The 20,918-nt window shown below is 66.2% G+C and carries 21 protein-coding genes; 16 read left to right on the top strand and 5 right to left on the bottom strand.

Annotated elements, in window-relative coordinates:
• Positions 1-56 precede the first annotated feature (56 nt).
• Positions 57-542, top strand: a complete 486-nt coding sequence (locus tag M1L61_RS11010; protein WP_049481336.1) for a TspO/MBR family protein — start codon at positions 57-59, stop codon at positions 540-542.
• 16 nt (positions 543-558) lie between these two features.
• Here M1L61_RS11010 and M1L61_RS11005 read toward each other — a convergent pair whose 3' ends face one another.
• A complete protein-coding gene (locus M1L61_RS11005; RefSeq protein ID WP_049409812.1) occupies positions 559-852 on the bottom strand; it encodes a hypothetical protein in 294 nt (97 codons plus the stop codon).
• A gap of 251 nt (positions 853-1,103) precedes the next feature.
• On the opposite strand from M1L61_RS11005, the gene M1L61_RS11000 reads away from it, so the two are divergent.
• Genes M1L61_RS11000 through M1L61_RS10990 form a run of 3 tightly spaced genes read left to right on the top strand, consistent with a single transcriptional unit; the run spans position 1,104 to position 6,197 of the window.
• A complete protein-coding gene (locus tag M1L61_RS11000) occupies positions 1,104-3,341 on the top strand; it encodes an ATP-binding protein (RefSeq protein WP_312659844.1) in 2,238 nt (745 codons plus the stop codon).
• Positions 3,338-3,805, top strand: a complete 468-nt coding sequence (locus tag M1L61_RS10995; protein ID WP_010485778.1) for a response regulator — start codon at positions 3,338-3,340, stop codon at positions 3,803-3,805. The genes M1L61_RS11000 and M1L61_RS10995 overlap by 4 nt, the downstream gene beginning before the upstream one ends.
• A complete protein-coding gene (locus M1L61_RS10990; protein ID WP_053443004.1) occupies positions 3,798-6,197 on the top strand; it encodes a hybrid sensor histidine kinase/response regulator in 2,400 nt (799 codons plus the stop codon). Before M1L61_RS10995 ends, M1L61_RS10990 begins: the two co-directional genes overlap by 8 nt.
• 2 nt (positions 6,198-6,199) lie before the next feature.
• Here the strand turns inward: M1L61_RS10990 and M1L61_RS10985 are convergent, their stop codons facing one another.
• The 3 genes from M1L61_RS10985 to M1L61_RS10975 are packed head-to-tail and all read right to left on the bottom strand — an operon-like array spanning position 6,200 to position 8,198.
• Complete coding sequence (locus M1L61_RS10985; protein WP_049481247.1) at positions 6,200-6,892, bottom strand: oxidoreductase; 693 nt, start codon at positions 6,890-6,892, stop codon at positions 6,200-6,202.
• A gap of 11 nt (positions 6,893-6,903) precedes the next feature.
• Positions 6,904-7,578, bottom strand: a complete 675-nt coding sequence (locus M1L61_RS10980) for a ChrR family anti-sigma-E factor (protein ID WP_019337473.1) — start codon at positions 7,576-7,578, stop codon at positions 6,904-6,906.
• Positions 7,575-8,198: a sigma-70 family RNA polymerase sigma factor gene (locus M1L61_RS10975; RefSeq protein ID WP_248854733.1), complete on the bottom strand. Its 624-nt coding sequence runs from the start codon at positions 8,196-8,198 to the stop codon at positions 7,575-7,577. Before M1L61_RS10975 ends, M1L61_RS10980 begins: the two co-directional genes overlap by 4 nt.
• A 133-nt stretch (positions 8,199-8,331) precedes the next feature.
• Between M1L61_RS10975 and M1L61_RS10970 the strand changes: the two genes are divergently transcribed.
• From M1L61_RS10970 to M1L61_RS10915, 12 genes are all read left to right on the top strand, one after another.
• Positions 8,332-9,099 carry a hypothetical protein gene (locus tag M1L61_RS10970; RefSeq protein WP_248854732.1) on the top strand — a complete coding sequence of 256 codons (768 nt, stop codon included), beginning with the start codon at positions 8,332-8,334 and terminating at the stop codon, positions 9,097-9,099.
• Between the two features lie 81 nt (positions 9,100-9,180).
• Complete coding sequence (locus M1L61_RS10965) at positions 9,181-10,131, top strand: acyl-CoA desaturase (RefSeq protein ID WP_049455041.1); 951 nt, start codon at positions 9,181-9,183, stop codon at positions 10,129-10,131.
• A 1-nt stretch (position 10,132) separates the two neighbouring features.
• A complete protein-coding gene (locus M1L61_RS10960; protein WP_248854731.1) occupies positions 10,133-11,410 on the top strand; it encodes an FAD-dependent oxidoreductase in 1,278 nt (425 codons plus the stop codon).
• Positions 11,407-12,174, top strand: a complete 768-nt coding sequence (locus M1L61_RS10955) for a DUF1365 domain-containing protein (RefSeq protein WP_126561095.1) — start codon at positions 11,407-11,409, stop codon at positions 12,172-12,174. The genes M1L61_RS10960 and M1L61_RS10955 overlap by 4 nt, the downstream gene beginning before the upstream one ends.
• Positions 12,171-13,430 carry a cyclopropane-fatty-acyl-phospholipid synthase family protein gene (locus M1L61_RS10950; RefSeq protein ID WP_227199413.1) on the top strand — a complete coding sequence of 420 codons (1,260 nt, stop codon included), beginning with the start codon at positions 12,171-12,173 and terminating at the stop codon, positions 13,428-13,430. The genes M1L61_RS10955 and M1L61_RS10950 overlap by 4 nt, the downstream gene beginning before the upstream one ends.
• A gap of 1 nt (position 13,431) precedes the next feature.
• A complete protein-coding gene (locus M1L61_RS10945) occupies positions 13,432-13,980 on the top strand; it encodes a DUF2878 domain-containing protein (protein ID WP_057502827.1) in 549 nt (182 codons plus the stop codon).
• Entirely contained in the window at positions 13,977-14,762 is a 786-nt protein-coding gene (locus M1L61_RS10940; protein ID WP_010485798.1) for a DUF1295 domain-containing protein, read from the top strand. The genes M1L61_RS10945 and M1L61_RS10940 overlap by 4 nt, the downstream gene beginning before the upstream one ends.
• Positions 14,759-15,832, top strand: a complete 1,074-nt coding sequence (locus M1L61_RS10935) for a cyclopropane-fatty-acyl-phospholipid synthase family protein (protein WP_126561097.1) — start codon at positions 14,759-14,761, stop codon at positions 15,830-15,832. Before M1L61_RS10940 ends, M1L61_RS10935 begins: the two co-directional genes overlap by 4 nt.
• Before the next feature lie 8 nt (positions 15,833-15,840).
• Complete coding sequence (locus M1L61_RS10930; RefSeq protein WP_126561098.1) at positions 15,841-16,374, top strand: lipocalin family protein; 534 nt, start codon at positions 15,841-15,843, stop codon at positions 16,372-16,374.
• Between the two features lie 135 nt (positions 16,375-16,509).
• The gene (locus M1L61_RS10925) at positions 16,510-17,028 is read left to right on the top strand and encodes a GNAT family N-acetyltransferase (RefSeq protein WP_010485804.1); all 519 of its coding nucleotides are present in this window, start codon (positions 16,510-16,512) and stop codon (positions 17,026-17,028) included.
• A gap of 53 nt (positions 17,029-17,081) precedes the next feature.
• On the top strand, positions 17,082-17,828 hold the full coding sequence (locus tag M1L61_RS10920; RefSeq protein ID WP_231298857.1) for a response regulator transcription factor: 747 nt from the start codon (positions 17,082-17,084) through the stop codon (positions 17,826-17,828).
• A complete protein-coding gene (locus M1L61_RS10915) occupies positions 17,825-20,149 on the top strand; it encodes an ATP-binding protein (protein ID WP_248854730.1) in 2,325 nt (774 codons plus the stop codon). The genes M1L61_RS10920 and M1L61_RS10915 overlap by 4 nt, the downstream gene beginning before the upstream one ends.
• Here the strand turns inward: M1L61_RS10915 and M1L61_RS10910 are convergent, their stop codons facing one another.
• A complete protein-coding gene (locus tag M1L61_RS10910; RefSeq protein WP_010485810.1) occupies positions 20,150-20,905 on the bottom strand; it encodes a SapC family protein in 756 nt (251 codons plus the stop codon).
• Positions 20,906-20,918: the final 13 nt, after the last annotated feature.

Genomic DNA, 20,918 nt, shown 5'->3' with positions numbered 1-20,918 from the left:
TCCATTCGCGGCCTCTGTGCGTATACGGGAGCATGCGCATCAGGGAGCTGTACGGTATGAAGCGGAGTTCACAGATTTCCGGTCTTCTGGGATGGGTGACGATCACCTTCGCGGCGGCCGCCCTGGGCGCGTGGGCATCCACATCGGCGGCCACCTTCTACGCCACCCTTGCCCTCCCCGGGTGGGCGCCACCGGCCAGCGTCTTTGGCCCGGTGTGGACGCTGCTTTACGCCATGATGGCGATTGCCGCGTGGCTGGCCTGGCGCGAACGTGGCTGGCGTGGGGCACGACCCGCGCTGGTGCTCTATCTGGTGCAGCTGGCCGTCAACGCACTGTGGAGCTGGCTCTTCTTCGGCTGGAGGCTGGGCGCGCTTGCCTTCGCCGACATTCTTGTATTGATTGTGCTGGTGTGCGCGACGATCGTCACGTTCGCGCGCACCCGCCCGATTGCGGGGGTGCTGTTGCTTCCTTACCTGGTCTGGATTTCGTTCGCCTCGGCGCTCAACTTTGCGGTATGGCGAGCCAATCCCGGACTGCTATGACAAGGTCGCCTGCCGCTCACGCCTGGGCAATGGCCTGCGGGCGCCAGGTCCGCAGCAGGGCCGGCTTGAATGCCTGCTGGCCGCAGCCGGTGGGGCACCGCACCACCCGTGCCGCAGTATGGCTGACCAGGCCCTGCCCTTCTTCGGCCTTGAAGATCGTCTCGCAGGACAGGCAGCGGGCAACCAGCGAATACAGGTGCAGCAGCCGGCCACTGGCCGGATCCTGCAGCGCATCCACATCCAGCAGTTCAAACTGGCAGCTGTCAGCCAGCATGCGGTACGGGGACAGGGGCGCGGGCTGCAGGTTCACGGGGCGGTCGCTCAGGGAAGTGGATCCACTCTAGGCAATGACCTGTCGAGCTGATGTGCAGCGGAGATGTATTCTTCGCGAAAACTGCAAGTGCTCGACCTCGTCCCCACATGAAGAATTCAGCTTGGACAGAAGCACGCTTCACACGCATACACTGGTAGGCGAATGCATGATTTTGCTTCACCATTGAGGGGTACCGGATGTACCACTGGGCCTTTCCAGCCATCCACAAATGATGAGTCCCGCCCTTGATGCCTTCTGCTGAGTCCGCGCACGACACTGCCTTGTCCAGTTGCGCGCGCGAACCGATCCACACCCCCGGCGCGATCCAGCCCTACGGTGTGCTTCTGGTCGTTGAACCGCAGTCCCTGCAGGTGCGCGAGCGCGCCATCAGCCATCCCGGCCTGCTGCAGCAGTTCGGCGAACCGTTGACGCAGCATGTCAGCGAGGTGTTTGGCGGCGTGCTGGCGCCGTTCCAGGGCCTGTTCCAGCAGGCCGTGATCGGCAGCAGTGCCCATGTCGGTGCCGTGCATCTGGATGGCCTCGGCCGGCATCAGTTGCTGGTGCACCGTTCCGCCAACGATCTGCTGGTCGAACTGGAAGCACCGGTTCCCGGCCAACCGGGCTCACTGGAAGAACTGTATCCGGCCATCCGCGAGCTGATGACCGGCATTGAATCGGCGGCGACCGTGGAAGACCTGTGCAGGCTTGCGGCCGCGCACATGCGGCGGCTCACCGGCTTTGACCGCACCCTGGTCTATCAGTTCGATGCCGGCTGGAACGGCATCGTGGTGGCTGAGGATGGCAACGGCCTGTTGCCGTCCTACCTGGACCTGCGCTTCCCTGAGTCGGACATTCCCGCGCAGGCCCGCGAACTATATCGGCGCAACCGGGTCCGCCTGATTGCGGACAACAACTACACCCCTGCCCCGCTGATGCGGGCCGAGGACCATCGCGACGCGCCGCCCACCGACCTGAGCCTGGCCGTGCTGCGCAGCGTCTCGCCCGTACACCTGCACTACATGCGCAACATGGGAACTGGTGCGTCGATGTCGGTATCGTTGGTGCATGAAGGCCGGCTGTGGGGCCTGGTGTCCTGTCACACCGTGCAGCCGCGCCGCCTGCCGTACCACGTGCGTACTGCCTGCGAGTTCATGGGCCAGATCCTGTCGCTGCAGATTGCGTTGAAGGAGCGTGCGCGTGCGATCGAAGAGCGCGTGGCCCGGCGTTCTGTGCTGGTCAAGCTGCTGGCACGCATGGCCGGTGATGAGGACTTCATGGCCGCACTGCGCGACGACGAGGCCAGCCTGCTGTCGCTGACTGGCGCGGCCGGCGCGGTGATCGTGCACAAGGGCGATTGCCTGCGTGTCGGCCAGTGCCCTTCTGCCAGCGACGTGCTGGCCCTGGCGAATTGGCTGGCCACGCAGCAGGCCGGCCAGGAAACCTACTGCACCGATCACCTGGCAGCCGACTGGTCACCTGCCGCGCACCTGGCCGACGTAGCCAGCGGCGTGCTGGCGGTGTCCATTTCGCAGTTGCATGACAGTTACCTGATGTGGTTCCGGCCGGAAGTGGTGCGCACCGTGCGCTGGGGTGGCGATCCCCGCAAGGAAGCAGCACCGGGCGTGGCGCTGTCTCCGCGCAACTCGTTCGAGGCCTGGAAGGAGACCGTGCAGCAGCGCAGCCTGCCGTGGAGCGATGCTGACTGCGACGCGGCACACGAGATGCGCACGGCCATCGTCGATATCGTGTTGCGCAAGGCCGAGGAAATGGCCGAACTGAACGAGCAGCTGCTCCGCAGCAACAAGGAACTGGAAGCCTTCTCCTACTCGGTCAGCCACGACCTGCGCGCTCCGTTCCGTCACATTGTCGGTTATTCCGAACTGCTGGGCAGCTCGGCGGGCGAGCGCCTGAACGATACCGAGCGCCGCTTCCTGGACACGATCGTGGAATCGGCCAAGTCCGCCGGAACACTGGTGGATGACCTGCTCAGCTTCTCGCAGATGGGGCGCTCCACGCTGGGGCGTGTGCGGATGGACATGACCGCGCTGGCCGAGGATGTGCGCCGGAGCCTGGCCCTGGACTACGCCGGCCGCGACGTGCAGTGGACGCTCGCACCGCTGCCGGAGGTCGAAGCCGATCCGACGATGCTGCGCCTGGTCTGGCAGAACCTGCTGGCCAACGCGATCAAGTTCACCCGCGAGCGCGACCAGGCTGTTATCGAGGTCGGTCACGAACGCAGCGACGACGAAGACCACTTCTTCGTGCGCGACAACGGCTGCGGCTTCGACATGCGCTACGTGGACAAGCTGTTCGGCGTGTTCCAACGCCTGCATCACGTCGAAGAGTTCGAAGGCACGGGCATCGGCCTGGCCAATGTACGCCGCATCATCAGCCGCCATGGCGGCCGTACCTGGGCCGAGGGCGAGCCCGGCAAGGGCGCCACCATTCACTTCACCCTACCCCGTTCCACAGGAGATCACCCATGAGGGACCTGCGGCCGATCCTCCTGGTTGAGGACAGCCCCAAGGATGCAGAGCTGACTCTGGCCGCATTGTCGCGCTGCCAGTTGCTGAACGATGTCATCCATGTACGCGACGGCGCCGAAGCGCTGGACTACCTGCGCTGCGAAGGCAAGTTTGCCGGCGCCATGCACGGCGGCCCGGTGGTGGTGCTGCTGGACCTGAAGCTGCCCAAGGTCAACGGCCTGGAGGTGCTGGAACAGGTGCGTAGCGACCCGGATCTGAGCAGCACGCCGGTGGTGATGCTGACCTCTTCGCGTGAAGAGCAGGACCTGGTTCGCAGTTACGAACTGGGCGTCAACGCATTCGTGGTCAAGCCGGTCGACTTCAAGGAGTTCTTCGACGCCATCCAGGGGCTGGGCATGTTCTGGGGCATCACCAACCAGCCGCCGCCGCATCGGCCCAACGGCTCGGGGCAGCACAATGCGTGATGGATCGCGCCGCAGCGAGCGCCTGCGCATCCTCATGCTGGAGGACAGCGCGCTTGATGCGGAGCTGATCAGCGCACAGTTGCAGCGCGCCGGCCTCGACTTCGAGGCCGAGCGCCTGTGGACCCGCAATGCGTTCATCGAGGCCATCGACAACCGTGCGTTTGACGTGATCCTCGCCGATCATGTCCTGCCAGGCTTCGATGGTGACGCAGCACTTGCCCTGGCACGCGAACGCGTGCCGCAGACGCCTTTCATCTTTGTTTCCGGCACGCTGACCGAGGAACTGGCGGTACAGGCACTCACGCGCGGTGCGCGCGACTACGTGGTGAAGCAACGCCTGCAACGCTTGCCCGATGCGATCCGCCGCGCCCGCCAGGAGGCGCACGAGCGTACCCAGCTGGCCAATGCGCAGGCCGCGCTGAACGAAAGCCAGGCCCAGCTGCAGCAGGTAACCGATGCCGTCCCGGCGCTGATCGCCCAGTTGGACAAGGACCATCGCTACCGGTTTGCCAACAAGGCGTTCCTGGACTGGCACGGATTCAGCCTTGCAGAACTGTTGGGTCGCGCGGCACGGGATGTCAGCGGGACTTCTGCCTTCGAGCACGCCCTGCCCAGCCTGGAGCGGGTATTGCGGGGCGAACGCACCAGCTTCCAGGTCGAACTGATCCACCGCAGCGGCGAATCACGGTTCGTGCAGATGGACTGCGTGCCTGAGCAAGCCGCCGATGGCAGCGTGGTCGGCTACATCTGCATGGGCAGCGATGTTTCACTGTTGAAGAAGGCCGAACTGGCGCTGCGCGAGGACAACCAGGTACTCGAACGACAGGTGCAGGCGCGCACCACCGAACTGAGGGCCAGCAAGCGGCGCCTGCAGGCGATCTTCGAATCCAGCTTCCAGCATCAGGTGCTGCTGGATCTGTCCGGACGCGTGGTTGATGCCAATGACGCGTCACTGGCCGCGGTGCTGGCAGACAAGGGGGACGTCATTGGCCAGCGCTTTGGCGAATCGATCTGGTTCGGCACAACCGATGGCATCGGCGCGCTGATCGACCGGGCCGTCGCCGCAGCCGTACAGGGCCGGAGTTCGTTGCATGCACTGGAGCTGGAGCTCCCGACCGGCCGGCGCAGCTTCGATTTCTCGTTCCGTCCGCTGCTGGATACCGAAGGCGTGGTCACAGCCGTGGTTTCCGAGGCGGTGGAAACCACCGCGCGGCTGCAGGCTGAACATGCGCTGCGCCAGTCACAGAAGATCGAGGCGGTCGGCCAGCTCACCGGCGGCATCGCGCATGATTTCAACAACATCCTTACGGTCATTTCCGGCAACGTTGAGCACGCCATGCTGCTCAACGAGCGCGCAGGCGAACCCGGTGCGATGGTCAGCCGTGCGCTGGACAATGCGCTGAAGGGCGTGGGCCGTGCCGCCAGCCTGACCCAGCGCCTGCTGGCCTTTGCCCGACGCCAGCCGCTGCACAGCCAGGCCGCCAACCTCAACGAGCGCCTGCTGGACATGCACGACATGCTGCAGCGTGCGCTGGGCGAGCTGGTGCAGCTGGAGATCCGCAGCGCCCAGGACATCTGGTGCGTGGAGATCGACGTCAGCCAGCTGGAGGCCTCCGTACTGAACCTGGCGGTCAATGCCCGCGATGCGATGCCACATGGCGGCCGGCTGGTGATCGAGGTCGACAACAGCCACCTCGACCACGATTACGCCGCCCTGTTCCCGGATGCAACGCCGGGCGAGTACGTGATGCTGCGGGTGCGCGACAACGGCCACGGCATGGACGCGGCTACCCTGGCGCGCGTGTTCGAACCGTTCTTCACTACCAAGCAGGTCGGCCGCGGCACCGGGCTTGGTCTGTCGATGGTGCATGGCTTCGTCAAGCAGTCCGGCGGCCACGTGCTGATCGATTCGGTGGAAGGCGGCGGCACCAGTATCACCATGATGTTCCCGCGCTCACCGCTGGCCCTGCCCTGCGAAGCACGTGCGCCGCAGGCTGGCCTGGCCGGTTACGCGCCGCGCGAGGAAACCGTCCTGGTGGCCGAGGACAACGACGATGTGCGCGCGCACACGGTTGATTCACTGCGCCTGCTGGGCTACCGCGTACTGGAAGCGCATGACGGACCATCCGCACTGCGGTTGCTGGAGCGGCCGGACACCAGGGTCGACCTGCTGTTCTCCGACGTGGTGATGCCCGGCATGTCGGGCTGGGAGCTGGTCCGCGAGGTCCGCGAGCGCTGGCCAGAAATTGCCGTGCTTTTCACATCGGGCTATCCACGCGACCACGAAGCGGTGGGCAGTCAGGGGCGGTTCCCAGCGCTGCTGCCGAAGCCGTTTACCCGCAGTGACCTTGCGCAGGCGGTACGCACCGCGCTGGACGCTGCCGCGCACTGAGCTCACGCGGCCGGATCACGCATGCCTGCCGCGATCCGGTTGATGTCCGCGCACTCCACCGTCGCAGGCGGATGCTCTCTTCCGGCCAGTGCGATCATCGCCTGGCCCACCGCCAGATTGCTGGTGACCAGTGAAGGGACGAGTGCGCCAGCCAGTTTCATCAACGGCGCGCCACCCCAGTACAAGGGCTTGAGCACCGCGTGGCGCGTGCCGGTTCCCGATACCGGCCGCACGCCGCCCGGGCGCAGCATCACGGTACGCACCGGCTGGGCCTGCAATGCGACCTCGGTCTCGCCCTTGATCCTCAACGGCATCAGCCGGCTCCGAGGGTCCGCACCGGCACCGGATACATACAAAAAAAACCCTTCGGGATTCGCAGCCGCCCAGGCACGGGCCACCGCCAATGTCGTGTCCAAGGTCACGCGCCGGTATTCGGCCTCAGTGGTGCCGACCGGTGGTGCGCCGGCGCAATAGAAGCAGGCATCGAACCCGGCCAGTTCTTCCAACCGCCCCTGGATACGCAGGAAGTCCGGAACGATCAGTTCGCTGCCGGCACCGCTCAGACTTCCCGGGTGGCGGACCAGCGCTGTCAGGCCGGACACATGTGGTGAGCGTTGGCAAGCCAACGCCACACCCTGCCCGACCAGGCCTGCGGCACCGGTCAACAGAATCCGTAATGCGCCCGTCCCGGCCATCGTCGCCCCCGCTAGAGTTTCACGAAACGCTGGATCTTCCGCGCCAGCCAGCCACTGAACACCAACGGTGCATCCAACGCGGACACGCAGATGCAGGGAACCCCGGGCGCAGTCACCGGCTGATGCTCCACGTCTTCATCCAGATCCGCCACGTCGCCGGGCGCGAACAGCCCCAGCGCATCGTTGTACGAGCCCCGCAGGATCTGGGTCAGCTCGCTGCGGCCGTGGCTGTGCATCGGCAGGCACTTGCCCGGGGCGATCTTCAGCATTATCAGCGAAGGCATCTGCTCTGCACGGATGCAGTGCACACCCGGCGCCATCCAGCGCCAGCGCAGGCCACTGAGCGACGCACCGAAATACGGGTGAAGCGAAGCAGGAAGATGGTCCGGATCGGCCTCGGGCCGCTCCTTCGGCACGGGGCGTGCGACCCCAGCCATGGCCATCGGCGCTTCCGCGGCCAGTTGCATCAGCATCGCCTCACGCAGCTGTTCGCGTCGCGTGTCGGCTGCGGGTGGCTGGGTCTGCTCCAGCAGCACCGAGCCGATCGCCTCTGCGTCGCGCAGGCGGTGACGGCAATGCGGGCACTGCTCCAGATGAGCACCGGCCACGATGCTCAATGGCGCCGGCAGCGCGCCGGCGGCATAGCTCATCAGGGTGGATTCGTGCAAGTGGTGATGCGGGTTCACGACGCACCTCCCACTTTGGCCTGTAGTTGCAGAAACGCACGGCGCAGGTGTGATTTGACCGTCCCCAGCGGCATGCCCAGCGCCTCTGAGATCTCGCTGTGGCTCTTGGCCTCGAAATAGGACATCCGCACCAGCCGCGCCTGCACCGCGGGCAACTCGTTGATGCGCTGGCGCAGCCGTGCCTGGTCTGCGAACTGCTCGGCGCTGCTGCGCTCGATCACGTCAAGTGTGGCAGCATCCTCCACCGCTGACTGCACCTGCATCCAGCTTCGCTCGCGACGGATGCGATCGATATGCAGGTTCCGCGAAATCCGGTACAGCCACGTACTCAGCGCGCCCTGGGCCGCATCGTAGTCGGCCGCTCGCAGCCACAGGCGCAGCAGGCATTCCTGCGCCAGTTCCTCGGCAACCGCATCCGGTGCACCCAGGCCGCGCAGGTACACGCACAATCGCGGCATGAAGTAGTCGTAGATCCGCATGAAACAGTCGCGGTCGCGCAGGCGCGCCACGCCGTCCATGTCACCGGCCCAGTTCGTCGGCTCGCTGCTCGGCTGCTGGGAACTGGACACGGTGCGTGCGCTATCGAAGTTGAGGAGTGTGCTGGCGGCGTCAGGGTACATCTGGGTTCGCAGCGGGCGGGTGAAGGTCTGTCCTCTGTACGCGCAGGGGCAGCAATTGGATGCAGCCGGCGCTGTGCATCCAACCGGCCGCCGCTGCCGTACGCCCTGAGCCCTCCCTTCCGGATCACGACCCATGCGCACTGCCTGGCTGCTGCTGTGCCTGCCTCACGCCGCGCTGGCGGCACCCTGGCTGCGAAGCGAGGGCGTGGCCACCTCCGCGCAGGGCGGCATCCTCTACCGTGAAGTGCACTGGCGGCGCGAGGCAACGGAGGGCGCCGAGCGCTGGGTGCTGTACCAGTGCCCGGGTGGTCAACCCTTCGCCCGCAAGCATCTGCCCGCCAGTGCCCGCCCGCAGGCACGGGGTTACTCGCTGGAAGACCGCCGCAGCGGCCAGGCTGCTGTAGTCGATGCCACTGGCGACTCGGTGTCGATTGCCTGGAAGGAGGATGCCGCCAGCGAGCTGCGGCGGCGCCAGCTTGAACTGCCACCGGACGCGGTGATCGATGCAGGGTTCGACGCCGCGGTGCGCGCGCACTGGCCGGCGCTGCTGCGCGGCGAACGCATCAGCCTGCCCTTCCTGGTGCCGGGACGGCAGCGCTATTTCCCGGTGCAGGTGCGGCGCATCGGTCCGGTACGTTGGCAGGGTATCGATGGCCAATCGATCGACGTCAGTCTGGACACCTGGTACGGCGGCGTCGCGCCCCGCCTGTCACTGGTCTATGCCAACGCCGACCGTCGCTTGCTGGAATTCCGCGGCACCAGCAACCTGCGTGATGCCCGCGGCAGCTACCCGCAGGTGACGGTGCGCTTCAGCTCGCCAGCTGCCGAACGCCCGGCAAGCGACTGGCAGCGGGTATGGACCCAGCCCTTGGTTGACGGCTGCACCGTGACGCCCGGGTGAAGGCGAAATTTTCCGCGTCGCGTCGCATCCACTGCACGCTCTGCTGCGTACAGATAGCCAAGACACCCGCCGAGATCCGCCATGGCCTCTGTAGCGCCCCTCCCCCGTCGACGCTGGCGCCTGCTGCGTACGTTCCAGAGCTGGTTCGATACCGGCAATGGCGTAGTGGCCACCGGTGAACGGCCCGGCCGCATCGACTGGTTGCGCGCGGTACCCTTCGCATTGATGCACCTGGCGTGCATCGCGGTGGTCTGGGTAGGCGTGTCGTGGACGGCGGTCGCCGTGGCCATGGCGCTTTATGCGGTGCGCATGTTCGCCATCACCGCGTTCTATCACCGCTACTTCTCGCACCGCACCTTCCACGCGTCGCGAACGGTGCAGTTCGTGTTCGCTGTCATCGGCGCTTCCAGCGTGCAGCGCGGTCCGCTGTGGTGGGCTGCCCATCATCGCCACCACCATCGTCACGCCGACCAGCCATTGGATCCGCACTCGCCGCGCGAAGGCGGCTTCTGGCGCAGCCACATGGGCTGGTTCCTCACCCGCGAGGCATTCGCCACCGATCTGTCGCGGGTACCTGACCTGGCGCGCTTCCCCGAACTGCGCTGGCTCGACCGCTTCGATACCGCAGTGCCGGTCGTGCTGGCCGCAGCGCTGTACGCACTGGGCGCCGCCCTGGAGCACTGGGCGCCTGGCCTGCACACCTCGGGACCGCAGTTGCTGGTCTGGGGCTTCTTCATTTCCACCATCGTGCTGTTCCATGCCACCGTCACCATCAACTCGCTGGCTCATCGTTTCGGTCGCCGCCGCTTCGAGACCCGCGACGACAGCCGCAACAACCTGTGGCTGGCGCTGCTCACCTTCGGCGAAGGCTGGCACAACAACCATCATTTCTTCCCCGGCACCGTGCGCCAGGGATTCCGCTGGTGGGAAGTGGACCTCACCTGGTACGGACTGCGCGCGATGTCGATGTTGGGCCTGGTCAAAGGGCTCAAGCCCATCCCCGAGTGGGTTCTGGCCAAGGCGAGGTACTGACGTGCGTATCGCGGTCATCGGCTCGGGTATCGCGGGGCTGGCCAGTGCCTGGTGGCTGGATGGCCAGCACGACGTCACGCTGTTCGAGGCCAACGACTACCTCGGCGGCCACACCCACACCCACGACGTGCAGGTGGATGGCGCACGCCTGGCGGTGGATACCGGTTTCATTGTGTTCAACCCCCAGCACTATCCGCTGCTGACGGCGCTGTTCGACGAGCTGGGTGTAGCCTCGCAACCGACCACGATGAGTTTCTCCATGCACAGTGAGCGCAGCGGTGTGGAGTACAACGCCACCTCGCTGGATGGGCTGTTCTGCCAGCGCCGCAATCTGGTATCGCCGCGCTTCTGGGGCATGCTGGCCGACCTGCGCCGGTTCTATCGCGACGCGCCGTTGCTGCTGGCCGAAGAAGACGGTCCCACGCTCGGCGAGTACCTGCGCAGCCAGCGCTATGGCGAGGCGTTCATCGACGAGCACCTGCTGCCGATGGCCTCGGCGCTGTGGTCCTCGCCGACGGCTACCGTGCAGGCGTTCCCGGCGCGCTACCTGGCCCAGTTCATGGCCAATCACCAGATGCTGCAGATGACCGGGAGGCCAAGCTGGCGGGTGGTCAGCGGGGGATCGACGCGCTACGTGGATGCGCTGCGTCGCCGCTGGCGTGTGCATGAGCGGCTGCAATGCCCGGTCAGCAGGGTCGAACGCATGCCCTGGGGTGCACGCGTGCACAGCAGCGCCGGCGTGGAGGCCTTCGACGAAGTGATCCTGGCCTGCCACAGCGACCAGGCACTGGCGTTGCTTGCCGACGCAGATGCCATCGAGCGTGAGGTCCTCGGCGCCATCCGCTATCAGTCCAACGAGGCGGTGCTGCATACCGATGCGTCATTGCTGCCGCGCAACCGCAAAGCGTGGGCGGCCTGGAACGCGCACGTGCCACAGGATCGCGCGGCGCCCTGCACGGTCAGCTACTGCATGAACCTGCTGCAGGGCCTGCCGGGTGACGTCCCCCTGGTAGTGACCCTCAACCGCAGAGAGGCGATCGATCCGGCCAAGGTGCTGCGGACCCTGCATTACGCGCACCCGGTACACGACCACGCTGCAGTGCGCGCACAGCAGCGCTGGGCGGAACTGCAGGGCCGCCGCCACACATGGTTTGCGGGCGCCTATTGGGGCTGGGGCTTCCATGAAGATGGCATCCGCAGCGCCCGCCGCGTGGTGGATGCGCTGGAGGCCTGCGCACCGCATCGCGAGGTATCGCTGCCGGGCGAGGTGGCGGCATGAGCGCCAGCGCACTGTATTTCGGGCAGGTGGTACACCGCCGCCATCATCCGCACCCGCATGCGTTCCGTTACCCCGTTGCGCAGCTGTTGCTCGACCTTGATGAGCTGGAGACCGTGTTTGCCGGGCGCTGGCTGTGGTCGCTCAATCGCCGCAACCTCGCCGAGTTCCGGCGCAGTGACTACTTCGGCGATCCCGCACAGCCTCTGGCCGATGCCGTGCGCGACCATGCCGCGAAGACGCTCGGTCATCGACCTTCGGGGCCGGTGCGCCTGCTCACCCACCTTCGCTTTGCCGGGCATGTATTCAACCCGGTCAGCTTCTATTACTGCTACCAGGCCGACGGCAGCACGCTGGACTGCATCGTGGCCGAGATCACCAACACGCCCTGGAAGGAACGGCACGCTTATGTATTGCCGGTCGCTACGGCCACGCACGACGGCACCTCACTGCGTTGGCAGTTCGACAAATGCTTCCACGTCTCGCCGTTCATGCCGATGGACTGCCGCTACGACTGGCGCTTCAGCAGCCCCGATGAGGACCTGCGCGTGCACATGCAGGTCTGGCGCGACGGCATCCGGCAGTTCGATGCCACCCAGACGATGCACCGCCGCCGCCTGGATGGCCGCGGGCTGGCGCGGCTCCTCGCCTGCTACCCACTGATGACCACCCAGGTGGTGGCCGCCATCCACTGGCACGCGCTGCGGCTGTGGCTGAAGCGCAACCCCGTACACGACCACCCCACCCTTGCCGGGAAACCACGATGAACTCGATGACGCCTTCGGTGACCCTGCCGCGCCCCGGCGCGCTGGACGCCTTCCTGCGCCGCCGCCTGCTGGCGCAGCTTGCCCCCTTGCGCGATGGCCACCTGTGCGTGCGCGATGCCCTTGGCGAGGTCCGGCTGGGCAACGCCCACGCAGGGCTGCAGGTAACGGTGACCATCGATGACCCCGCGTTCTACCGGAAGGTCGCTGCGCAGGGCAGCGTCGGCGCCGGCGAGAGCTACATCCAGGGCGAGTGGCACTGCGATGATCTGGTTGCCCTGATACAACTGCTGGTACGCAACCGCGAACTGCTGGACGGCATGGAGCAGGGCCCGGCCCGTGTGGCTGGCTGGCTGCTGCGCGGATGGAACCGGCTGCACCGCAACAGCCGTGAGGGCAGCCGGCGCAACATCGCCGCCCACTACGACCTGGGCAACGATTTCTTCGCCCTGTTCCTGTCGCCTGACCTGATGTATTCGTCGGCGCTGTTCACCGGCGAATCCGAATCGCTGGAGTCCGCCTCGCGCCGCAAGCTGGACCGCATCTGCCAGCAACTCCAGCTCAAGCCGGGCGATCGCGTGGTGGAGATCGGCACCGGCTGGGGTGGTTTTGCGCTGCACGCCGCGCAGCACTACGGCTGCCACGTCACCACCACCACCATCTCCGCCGAGCAGCACGCGCTGGCTGCCCAGCGCGTGCAGGCAGCGGGCCTGCAGGACCATGTCACGCTGCTGATGCAGGACTACCGCGACCTGCAGGGCCAGTTCGACAAGCTGGTGTCGATCGAGATGATCGAAGCCATCGGCGCGGAATACCTGGACACCTACATGGGCACGCTGCAGCGACTGCTGAAGCCCGATGGTGTTGCCCTGCTGCAGGCCATCACCATCGAGGATCATCGCTACGAGCAGGCCCGGCGCAGCGTCGACTACATCAAGCGCTATGTGTTCCCGGGCAGCTTCATCCCATCGATCAACGCGATCATGGCCGCCAAGACGCGTTCCAGCGACCTGCAGCTGATCGCCCAGCAGGACTTCGGCCATTCCTACGCGCTGACCCTGCGCGCCTGGCGCCAACGCTTCCTTGCGCAGCTGCCTGCCGTGCAGGCGCAGGGGTTCGATGCCCGCTTCTGCCGCCTGTGGGATTTCTACCTGGCCTACTGCGAAGGCGGCTTCCTGGAGCGTTCGATCGGCGTCTCGCATCTGTTGTTGGCGCGCCCGGGCCATCGGCCCGCGGGCGCACCGGGTGAAGGCAACTGAAATGCGCCGGTTCTGGCCCAATCTGCTTGGCAACCAGCTGGTATGGCTGTGCGCGGTAGCCGGCGCGGGCCGCGGCTGGCAGTGGCCTGCGTTGCTGGCCGCGTCGCTCTACATCGGCAGCCAGCTGCTGGCGTCGGCGCATCCGCGACTGGACCTGCGGCTGCTGGTGCTTGCGCTGGCCTGCGCCTGGCTGGTCGATGCCACTGCGGCCGCCAGCGGCACCGTGCGCTACGCCGCTGCCCCGCCGGGGTGGGCGCCACCGCTCTGGATCATGGCCTTGTGGGCGGCATTCGCCATGACCCTGACCACCTCGATGCGCTTCCTTCAGCGACACCCTGCCCTGCCGCCTCTGTTCGGCCTGCTGCTGGCGCCACTGGCCTACCTGTCGGCCGCGCGTGGATTCGATGCAGTGCAGTTCAACAGCCCGATGTGGCATGGCGTCCTGGTGCTGGGTGCAGGCTGGGCCATTGCGCTTTCCCTCTTGTGCCGCGCCGCCCGTGGCGGCCCGCGTACCACGCCACAACCACCTCTGGTCGGAGCGTCATCATGATCAACCTGCTCTGGGTGCTGCTCTACGCGGTACTGGTGATGAGCTGGGGCTGGGCCTGGCAGCGCCGCCACCACAACATCGGCGTTGTGGACGTACTTTGGGCCAAGGGCGTGGGCGCCGCCGCGCTGCTACTGGCGTTGCTGGGCGAGGGTGCGGTCACGCCACGGGTGGCGCTGGCTGTGCTCGGTGGCCTGTGGGGCGGTCGCCTGGCCCTTCATCTCTGGCACCGGGTCCGGCACGAAGAAGAGGACGGGCGCTATCGCTACCTTCGTGAGCACTGGCAAGGACACCAGGGAAAGATCTTCGGGTTCTTCATGGCACAGGCACTGCTGGTGGTGCTGTTTGCCCTGCCCTTCGTCGCGGTCGCCGCCAATCAAACCGCAGGCACGGCACCCTGGGTGATGGCGGCTGCGCTCGTCTGGCTGCTGAGCGTGGGCGGAGAATCGCTGGCCGACCAGCAGCTGGCCCGGTTCCGCGCCAACCCGGCGAACAAGGGCCGCACCTGCCGTGATGGACTCTGGCGGTATTCCCGCCACCCCAACTACTTCTTCGAGTGGCTGCACTGGTTCACCTACGTGCTGCTGGCCGTCGGCTCCCCGCTGTGGTGGCTGGCCTGGCTCGGCCCCGTGCTGATGTATGTGTTCCTGCGCTATCTCAGCGGCATCCCGTTCACCGAGAAGCAGGCCCTGCGCAGCCGCGGCGACGACTACCAGGCCTATCAGCGCAGCACGCCGATGTTCTTTCCCTGGTTCCCCCGCCCTTCCAAGGAGCATTCCGCATGAACGCGATCCCCTCACTGAATCCTGCCGAAGACGCGGAAACCGGGCTGATCGCCTGGGCCGAACGCGGGCTGGTCCCCGATGCGGCGCTGCGTGCCGGCATCCGCCGCTTGTGCGCGCGACGCCTGCATGAGGAAAGCGAGGGTGGCATCGAAGGCCAGTCGGCGCGCTTCAGCCGGAGCATCGCCGAGCTGGCCGACAGCCCACTCGCATTACACACCGACGCAGCCAACCGACAGCACTATGAAGTGCCAGCAGCCTTTTTCCAGGCCTGCCTGGGCAAGCGACTGAAGTACAGCAGCTGCTACTACCCCACCGGGCGCGAAACGCTGGACCAGGCGGAGGACGCGATGCTGGAACTGTACGGCCAGCGCGCAGGCCTGGCCGATGGCCAGCAGATTCTCGAACTGGGATGCGGCTGGGGCTCACTGACCCTGTGGATGGCAGAACGCTACCCGCAGGCCAGCATCACCGCCGTTTCGAATTCGCACAGCCAACGCCAGCACATCATGGCGCAGTGTGAAGCCAGGGGGCTGCGCAACGTCGAGGTGATCACCCGCGATGTCAACCAGCTTGAGCTGCCCGCGGCACGCTTCGACCGCTGCGTGTCGGTCGAGATGTTCGAACACGTGCGCAACTACGAGCGCCTGCTGGCGCGCATCGCGCAGTGGCTGAAGCCAGACGGTGCGTTGTTCGTGCATATCTTTGCCCATCGCACGCTGATGTACCCGTTCGAAACCGAGGGTGGCGACAACTGGATGGGCCGCCATTTCTTCACCGGCGGACTGATGCCGGCCGCCGATACCCTTCTGCATTTCCAGCGCGACCTGCGGCTGGATCAGCGCTGGTTGCTGGACGGCACCCACTACCAGCGCACCGCCGAGCACTGGCTGGCCAATCAGGATGCGGCACGCGACCGGGTGATGCCGATACTGGCGGCGACCTATGGGCCGGCGGCTGCGCGGATCTGGTGGCAACGCTGGCGGATGTTCTGGATGGCGTGTGCCGAGCTGTTCGGCTACGACGACGGCCAGCAATGGCTGGTGGCCCACTACCTGTTCCGTCCCCGCTGAGGTGTGACATGCGCAAGTTTGCACTGCTTCCCCTGATCGCGATCGGCCTGTTCGGTTCCGGCTGCAGCTCCAGCGACACGCGCCCACTGCCGCGTCCGTCAGCGGTGGATGTGCCGCGTTTCATGGGTGACTGGTACGTGATCGCGCATATCCCATCGCGCCCTGAACGCGAGGCCTTCGACGCCGTGGAGAGCTATGCCCTGCGCTCCGATGGGCGCATCCAGACCACCTTCACCTATCGCAAGGGCAGTTTTGATGCGCCACAGAAGTCGATGCACCCCATCGGCCGTGTCGAGAAGGAAGGCAATGGCGCGATCTGGGGCATGCAGTTCATCTGGCCGATCCAGGCTGAGTACGTGATCGCCTGGCTCGACGAAGGCTACCGCCAGACCATCGTGGCGCGAAGCAAGCGTGATTACGTCTGGTATATGGCCCGCACCCCGCAGGTGTCGGACAGAGACTACCAGCAGGCAGTCGAGCGGATTGCGGCGATGGGTTACGACACCCGCACGCTGAGGCGGGTACCGCAGTCGGTGCGATGACACCGCACCCTCGTCCCCGGTGGATCGTCCTGGAGCAACAATCGATCATCAATCATTGCAACGTGGTGCTTTCACCATGCGCCCTTCAGATACGGTGCTGGGCAAGCCAGCAGGGTCTGAACGGATACACGATCGATGGACAGCACTCCGGACAATACCATCACAGCCTCCTGGAATGGCTTCGTCGTCCGGCAGATCCTTCCGTGCGATCTCGACCTCATCTGTGCCCACCGTGAAGCGATGTTCCGTGAAAGCGGCCGGAGCGAAGAGGTCCTGCAGCAGATGGCCGCCCCGTTCCGTAGATGGCTGGAGCCGCGCCTGATGTCGGGCGACTACTTCGGCCATGTCCTTTCCGACAATGGACAACCCATCGCAGGCATCGGCCTGATGCTGATCGACTGGCCGCCCCACCCCGCCCATCCAGAGCAGGACTCGCGCGGCTACGTACTTAATGTCTACGTGGAGCCCGGCTACCGGCGTCGCGGCATCGCCCGCCAGCTGATGAAGCTGGCCGACAACGCGTTCGCCGGGCGAGGGGTGGCCTACGCGGTGCTGCACGCTACCGCCCAAGGGAAGCCTCTGTATGCCGATCTCGGATGGGCTGCGACCAGCGAAATGGCCCGCGACCTGCGCAGCGGGGGCGACGTGCCCTGAAGGGCCTGACTGTGGCCTGACGATCCACTGCATCAATCGGCAACACTGGATTGATGGATCTTGTACATCGACCCTTAGGAATAATCGCAAAAATCCAACAAATTCGATGCTCGACGCGACAGCAGCGCCAGAATGATCGCCACGCCCTTCGGGCGCCGATCACCTCCCAGCGCATGAATGGATACCCTGCACCGCGCCGACTGCGGCTGGCACTCCTCGACGATCACGAAGTCGTCCGCCGCGGCACCGTCCTGCACCTGTCCCGCGACATCCGCTTCGACATCGTCGCCAGCCACACCCGCAGCGATGAGCTCGTTGGCAGCCTGCGCCGGCTGGCAGTGGATGTCGCCATCATCGATCTCACCCTGGCGCCCGGCGACCGCAGCAGTGATGAACTGGTTTCTCTCCTGCGCGAGTGCTTTCCTCATGTTCCCCTGCTCGCCTTCGCCACGCTGACGCCAACCACCCGCATCGATCACCTGCTGACGGCCGGCATCAGCGGCGTGGTCAGCAAGTCCGAGCCCCTGGAGATGCTGTCTGAAGCCATCGTACGCATATCGCAGGGACTGTGCCGCCTGCCCGCCGATTGCCTGTTCCCGGCCAACCGCGAGGAACTCAGTCGCAACGAACGCGAAGTGCTGGACCTGCTTCTGGCAGGCCTGACCGTCTCCGAGATCGCGCTGCACCGCCACCGCAGCGTCAAGACGGTCAGCACCCAGAAGGTCGCCGCCCTGCGCAAGCTCGGGTTGCGCAATGACGTGGAGATCTATGCACTGCGGCGGCAGCTGGGGGGGCGATGAGGCGCCGCGCTCGTCTCCGTCTGCGCACTTCGTGCACCTTGCTGCTGGCCCTGATCCTGCTGCCCGCAGCCTCCGCCGAGGATGCGCAACTGCAGGAATGGTCCGCCGGCCGCGAAGTGCGGGTTGCCACCGCGCCATCACTGCGCCCGCTACCTGCAGCGCTGGAGGATTCACGCACGCCCCCTACCCTCGCCCATGGTTATGCCGACCTTGTCGCTCAGCATTCCGGCCTGCGCTTCCGCGATCTCAACTACACCAGCACGAGCGCGGCGGTCGCTGCCGTCTGCCGGCGCGAGGCTGACCTGGTGCTGGTCATGGGCAATCCTTCGCATCGCCCGCTTCCTTGTCCCGACCTGATGGCATCGGGCGCTTTCCATGGCGGCAGGACGGTGCTGGCCTCGCGTAGAGGCGAGCGCCCACCCCGTGACGTCACCGGGGTGAGGGCGCAGGTGCTGGCCGTCGTTGACGGTGGCCCCTATGCCGACTGGCTGGCGACCCACCATCCTCAGATCCACCTGCTGCACCTTCACGACCGCCATGCGGCGCTGGCCGCCGTGGAGAGCGGTATCGCCGATGCGGCCATCGGCCTGGAAGCAACGCTGCAGTCGATGATCCGGAAGCACTTCGCGGGCAACCTGCAACTGCACCCGTTCGACAGCGATTTTTCCACCGATCTGCACCTGTTTGTCCGCCGCGAGGACCAGCAGCTGCTGGCGCGCATCGATCAGGCGCTGCGCGCCATCACGCTCGAAGAGCACGCAGGGCTGCTGGAGTTGTGGGCACAGCAGATGCTGCCCGCATCCATCGAGAGCCCACTTGACCAGATGCGCCTCCCGCTCCTGCGATGGCTGCTGTGTCTGGCCACGGCACTCATCGGCCTGCCCGTGCTCTGGCAGGCGCTACGTTGGCGAATCGGCCGCACGGAACGCCGCCTGGGGCGCGCGGCGGGGATGATCAGCCATGAGGTGCGCAATTCCGCGCAGACGATTCTGGCTTCGATCGACCTGCTGAGCCAGTCACACCTGCCCAAGGGGCAGCGCGAGCTGCTCGCGGCAGCGCTTGCTGCCGGCCAGTCGCTGCGCAGGCTGCTCGATCGCTCACTGGCGTTCTCGCGCCTTGCCAGCGGCAGCTTCAGGCCGCATCCCGTGCCCTGTGACGTCGGTCAGCTCTGTGCCCGTGCACTGGAAGCCATCCGGCCGGAGGCACTACGGAGAGGCCTGTCACTCCAGCTCGATCGCACGCCCGATCCAGCGCCGGTGGTCGCGCTGGATGCCGATGGACTGCGCCAGATTGTCGACAACCTGCTGGGCAATGCATTGAAATTCACGGATGTCGGTGGTATCGAAATGCGCCTGCAACTATCGCCCGCCCTGTCTCCCCGGGAGCTGTTGCTGGATGTGATCGACAGCGGCATCGGCATTGCGCCCGCTCAACTGGCGCTTCTGTTCCGGCCATTCCAGCAGAGCGAGGTTGGCCAGAGACGTGGCGGCACCGGGCTGGGCCTGACGATCGCGCGCGAACTGGCCGTTGCCATGGGCGGCAACCTGACCGTACACAGCGTGCATGGGCGCGGCAGCCGCTTCACCCTGCGATTGCCGGTCCGCGCCGTCCACGGCGATCCGCCACCCATCGAGCCGCTGCAGCAGACACCACTGGCCGGCATCGACCTGCTCCTGGTCGAAGATCATGCACTCAGCCGGCACATCGTCGCAGAGCAGCTGCGCCGGCTGGGTGCGGATGTACGCGCGGTTGCCGATGCCGACACCGCATTGGCCGAGCACGCGCTACGACCGCGCGCCACGGTCGTGCTGGACATCGGGCTTCGCGACTCGGATGGCTACGCTCTGGCGCAGCAGCTGCGCGCGCAGGCAGAGTCCCCCCTGCGAGTGATTGCCCTGTCCGCCCGCATGGGGCGCCGCCATGCGGCGCGCTGCCGAAGGGCCGGATTCGACGCCATCCTGGTCAAGCCATTGCGGGTTGCGAGCTTGCTGCAGGCGCTGGGCCTTCCGCCCCCGGCGCACCGTACTGCGCCCGATGACGCCCCTGGCGTCGAGCCGGATTACGCTGCGGACATTGCCTATGAGCTGGCCAGGATCGAAAAGGCCGTGCACGACGTCGATGCTGCGACACTACGCCACCATGCGCACCGCCTGCAGGGCACGCTGCAGATGTGCCGGGCAATGGATCAGGCCGGCATGGCGGCCGCTCTGTGGGAGATGGGGCATGAGGCCGCGCCCGACTGGGTCCAGGCGCGGCGGCTGCTGCAGGGATTGCAGCAGTGGCACGGCTCCCGCAGGGCGGAAGCCGCACCATCGGCCTGATCAGGCCGCCAGGCGCTCGACCTGGCGACGGGTCAGGTCATTGAAGCGACCCAGCGACATCAGGTGCTGATGGATCAGCGCCAACCAGCCGCTGCGGTGCCACTCGACCACGGTCGCTTCCGGCAGCGCCACGAACTTCTCCACGTCCACCACCAGGAAGCCGTTGAGATTGAACTCGCGGCCATCCGGGGTACGCACGGTGGCATTGCGCTCGACCAGCAGGCCGTTGTCGATCAGGGCCTTGGAGAAGGCCTGGGTCTGTTCATGCTCGCGGGTGTACTGGCCGCAGAACTCCAGCGCCTGCTGCACCATGTCGGTGGCCTTGCCGTCCACGAACAGCGGCTGGCCTTCGTCACCGCCCTTGACCACGCGCGAACTCTCTTCGTCGATGCCCAGCAGGAAGTCGTTGTCCGCACCGGTGTCGATGAAGATGAAGGGGTGGCGACGCAGATAGGCCGGAATATAGGCCTCGTCTTCCCACAGGCCGTCCTTGATGAACAGGTTCTGGTCGGAAACACCAACGGCGGCCATCGGCACGGCGGTCGGGCCAGCGAACAGGATCGGGAAGTGGTGCAGGGCCAGCGAGAACTCGCCCAGCACCAGCGGAATGGCGTTGTTGCCGGCGGCAAACTCGAGCTTGCCCGGCAGGATGCGCAGATCGGCATGCACATCGGCCTGCAGCGGCACCGGACGGGTGTAGAACAGGGGGGCGCTGCTCGGCGCCGCTTCGGTGGTGGTGTCGCTGGTGGTCGTCATCTTGGGAACCGTT

The sequence above is a fragment of the Stenotrophomonas sp. NY11291 genome (assembly GCF_023277365.1).
GTDB classification, from domain to species: Bacteria; Pseudomonadota; Gammaproteobacteria; order Xanthomonadales; family Xanthomonadaceae; genus Stenotrophomonas; species Stenotrophomonas geniculata.
Note: the sequence above shows the minus strand (reverse complement) of the source record. Positions and strands in the feature narration are given on the sequence as shown.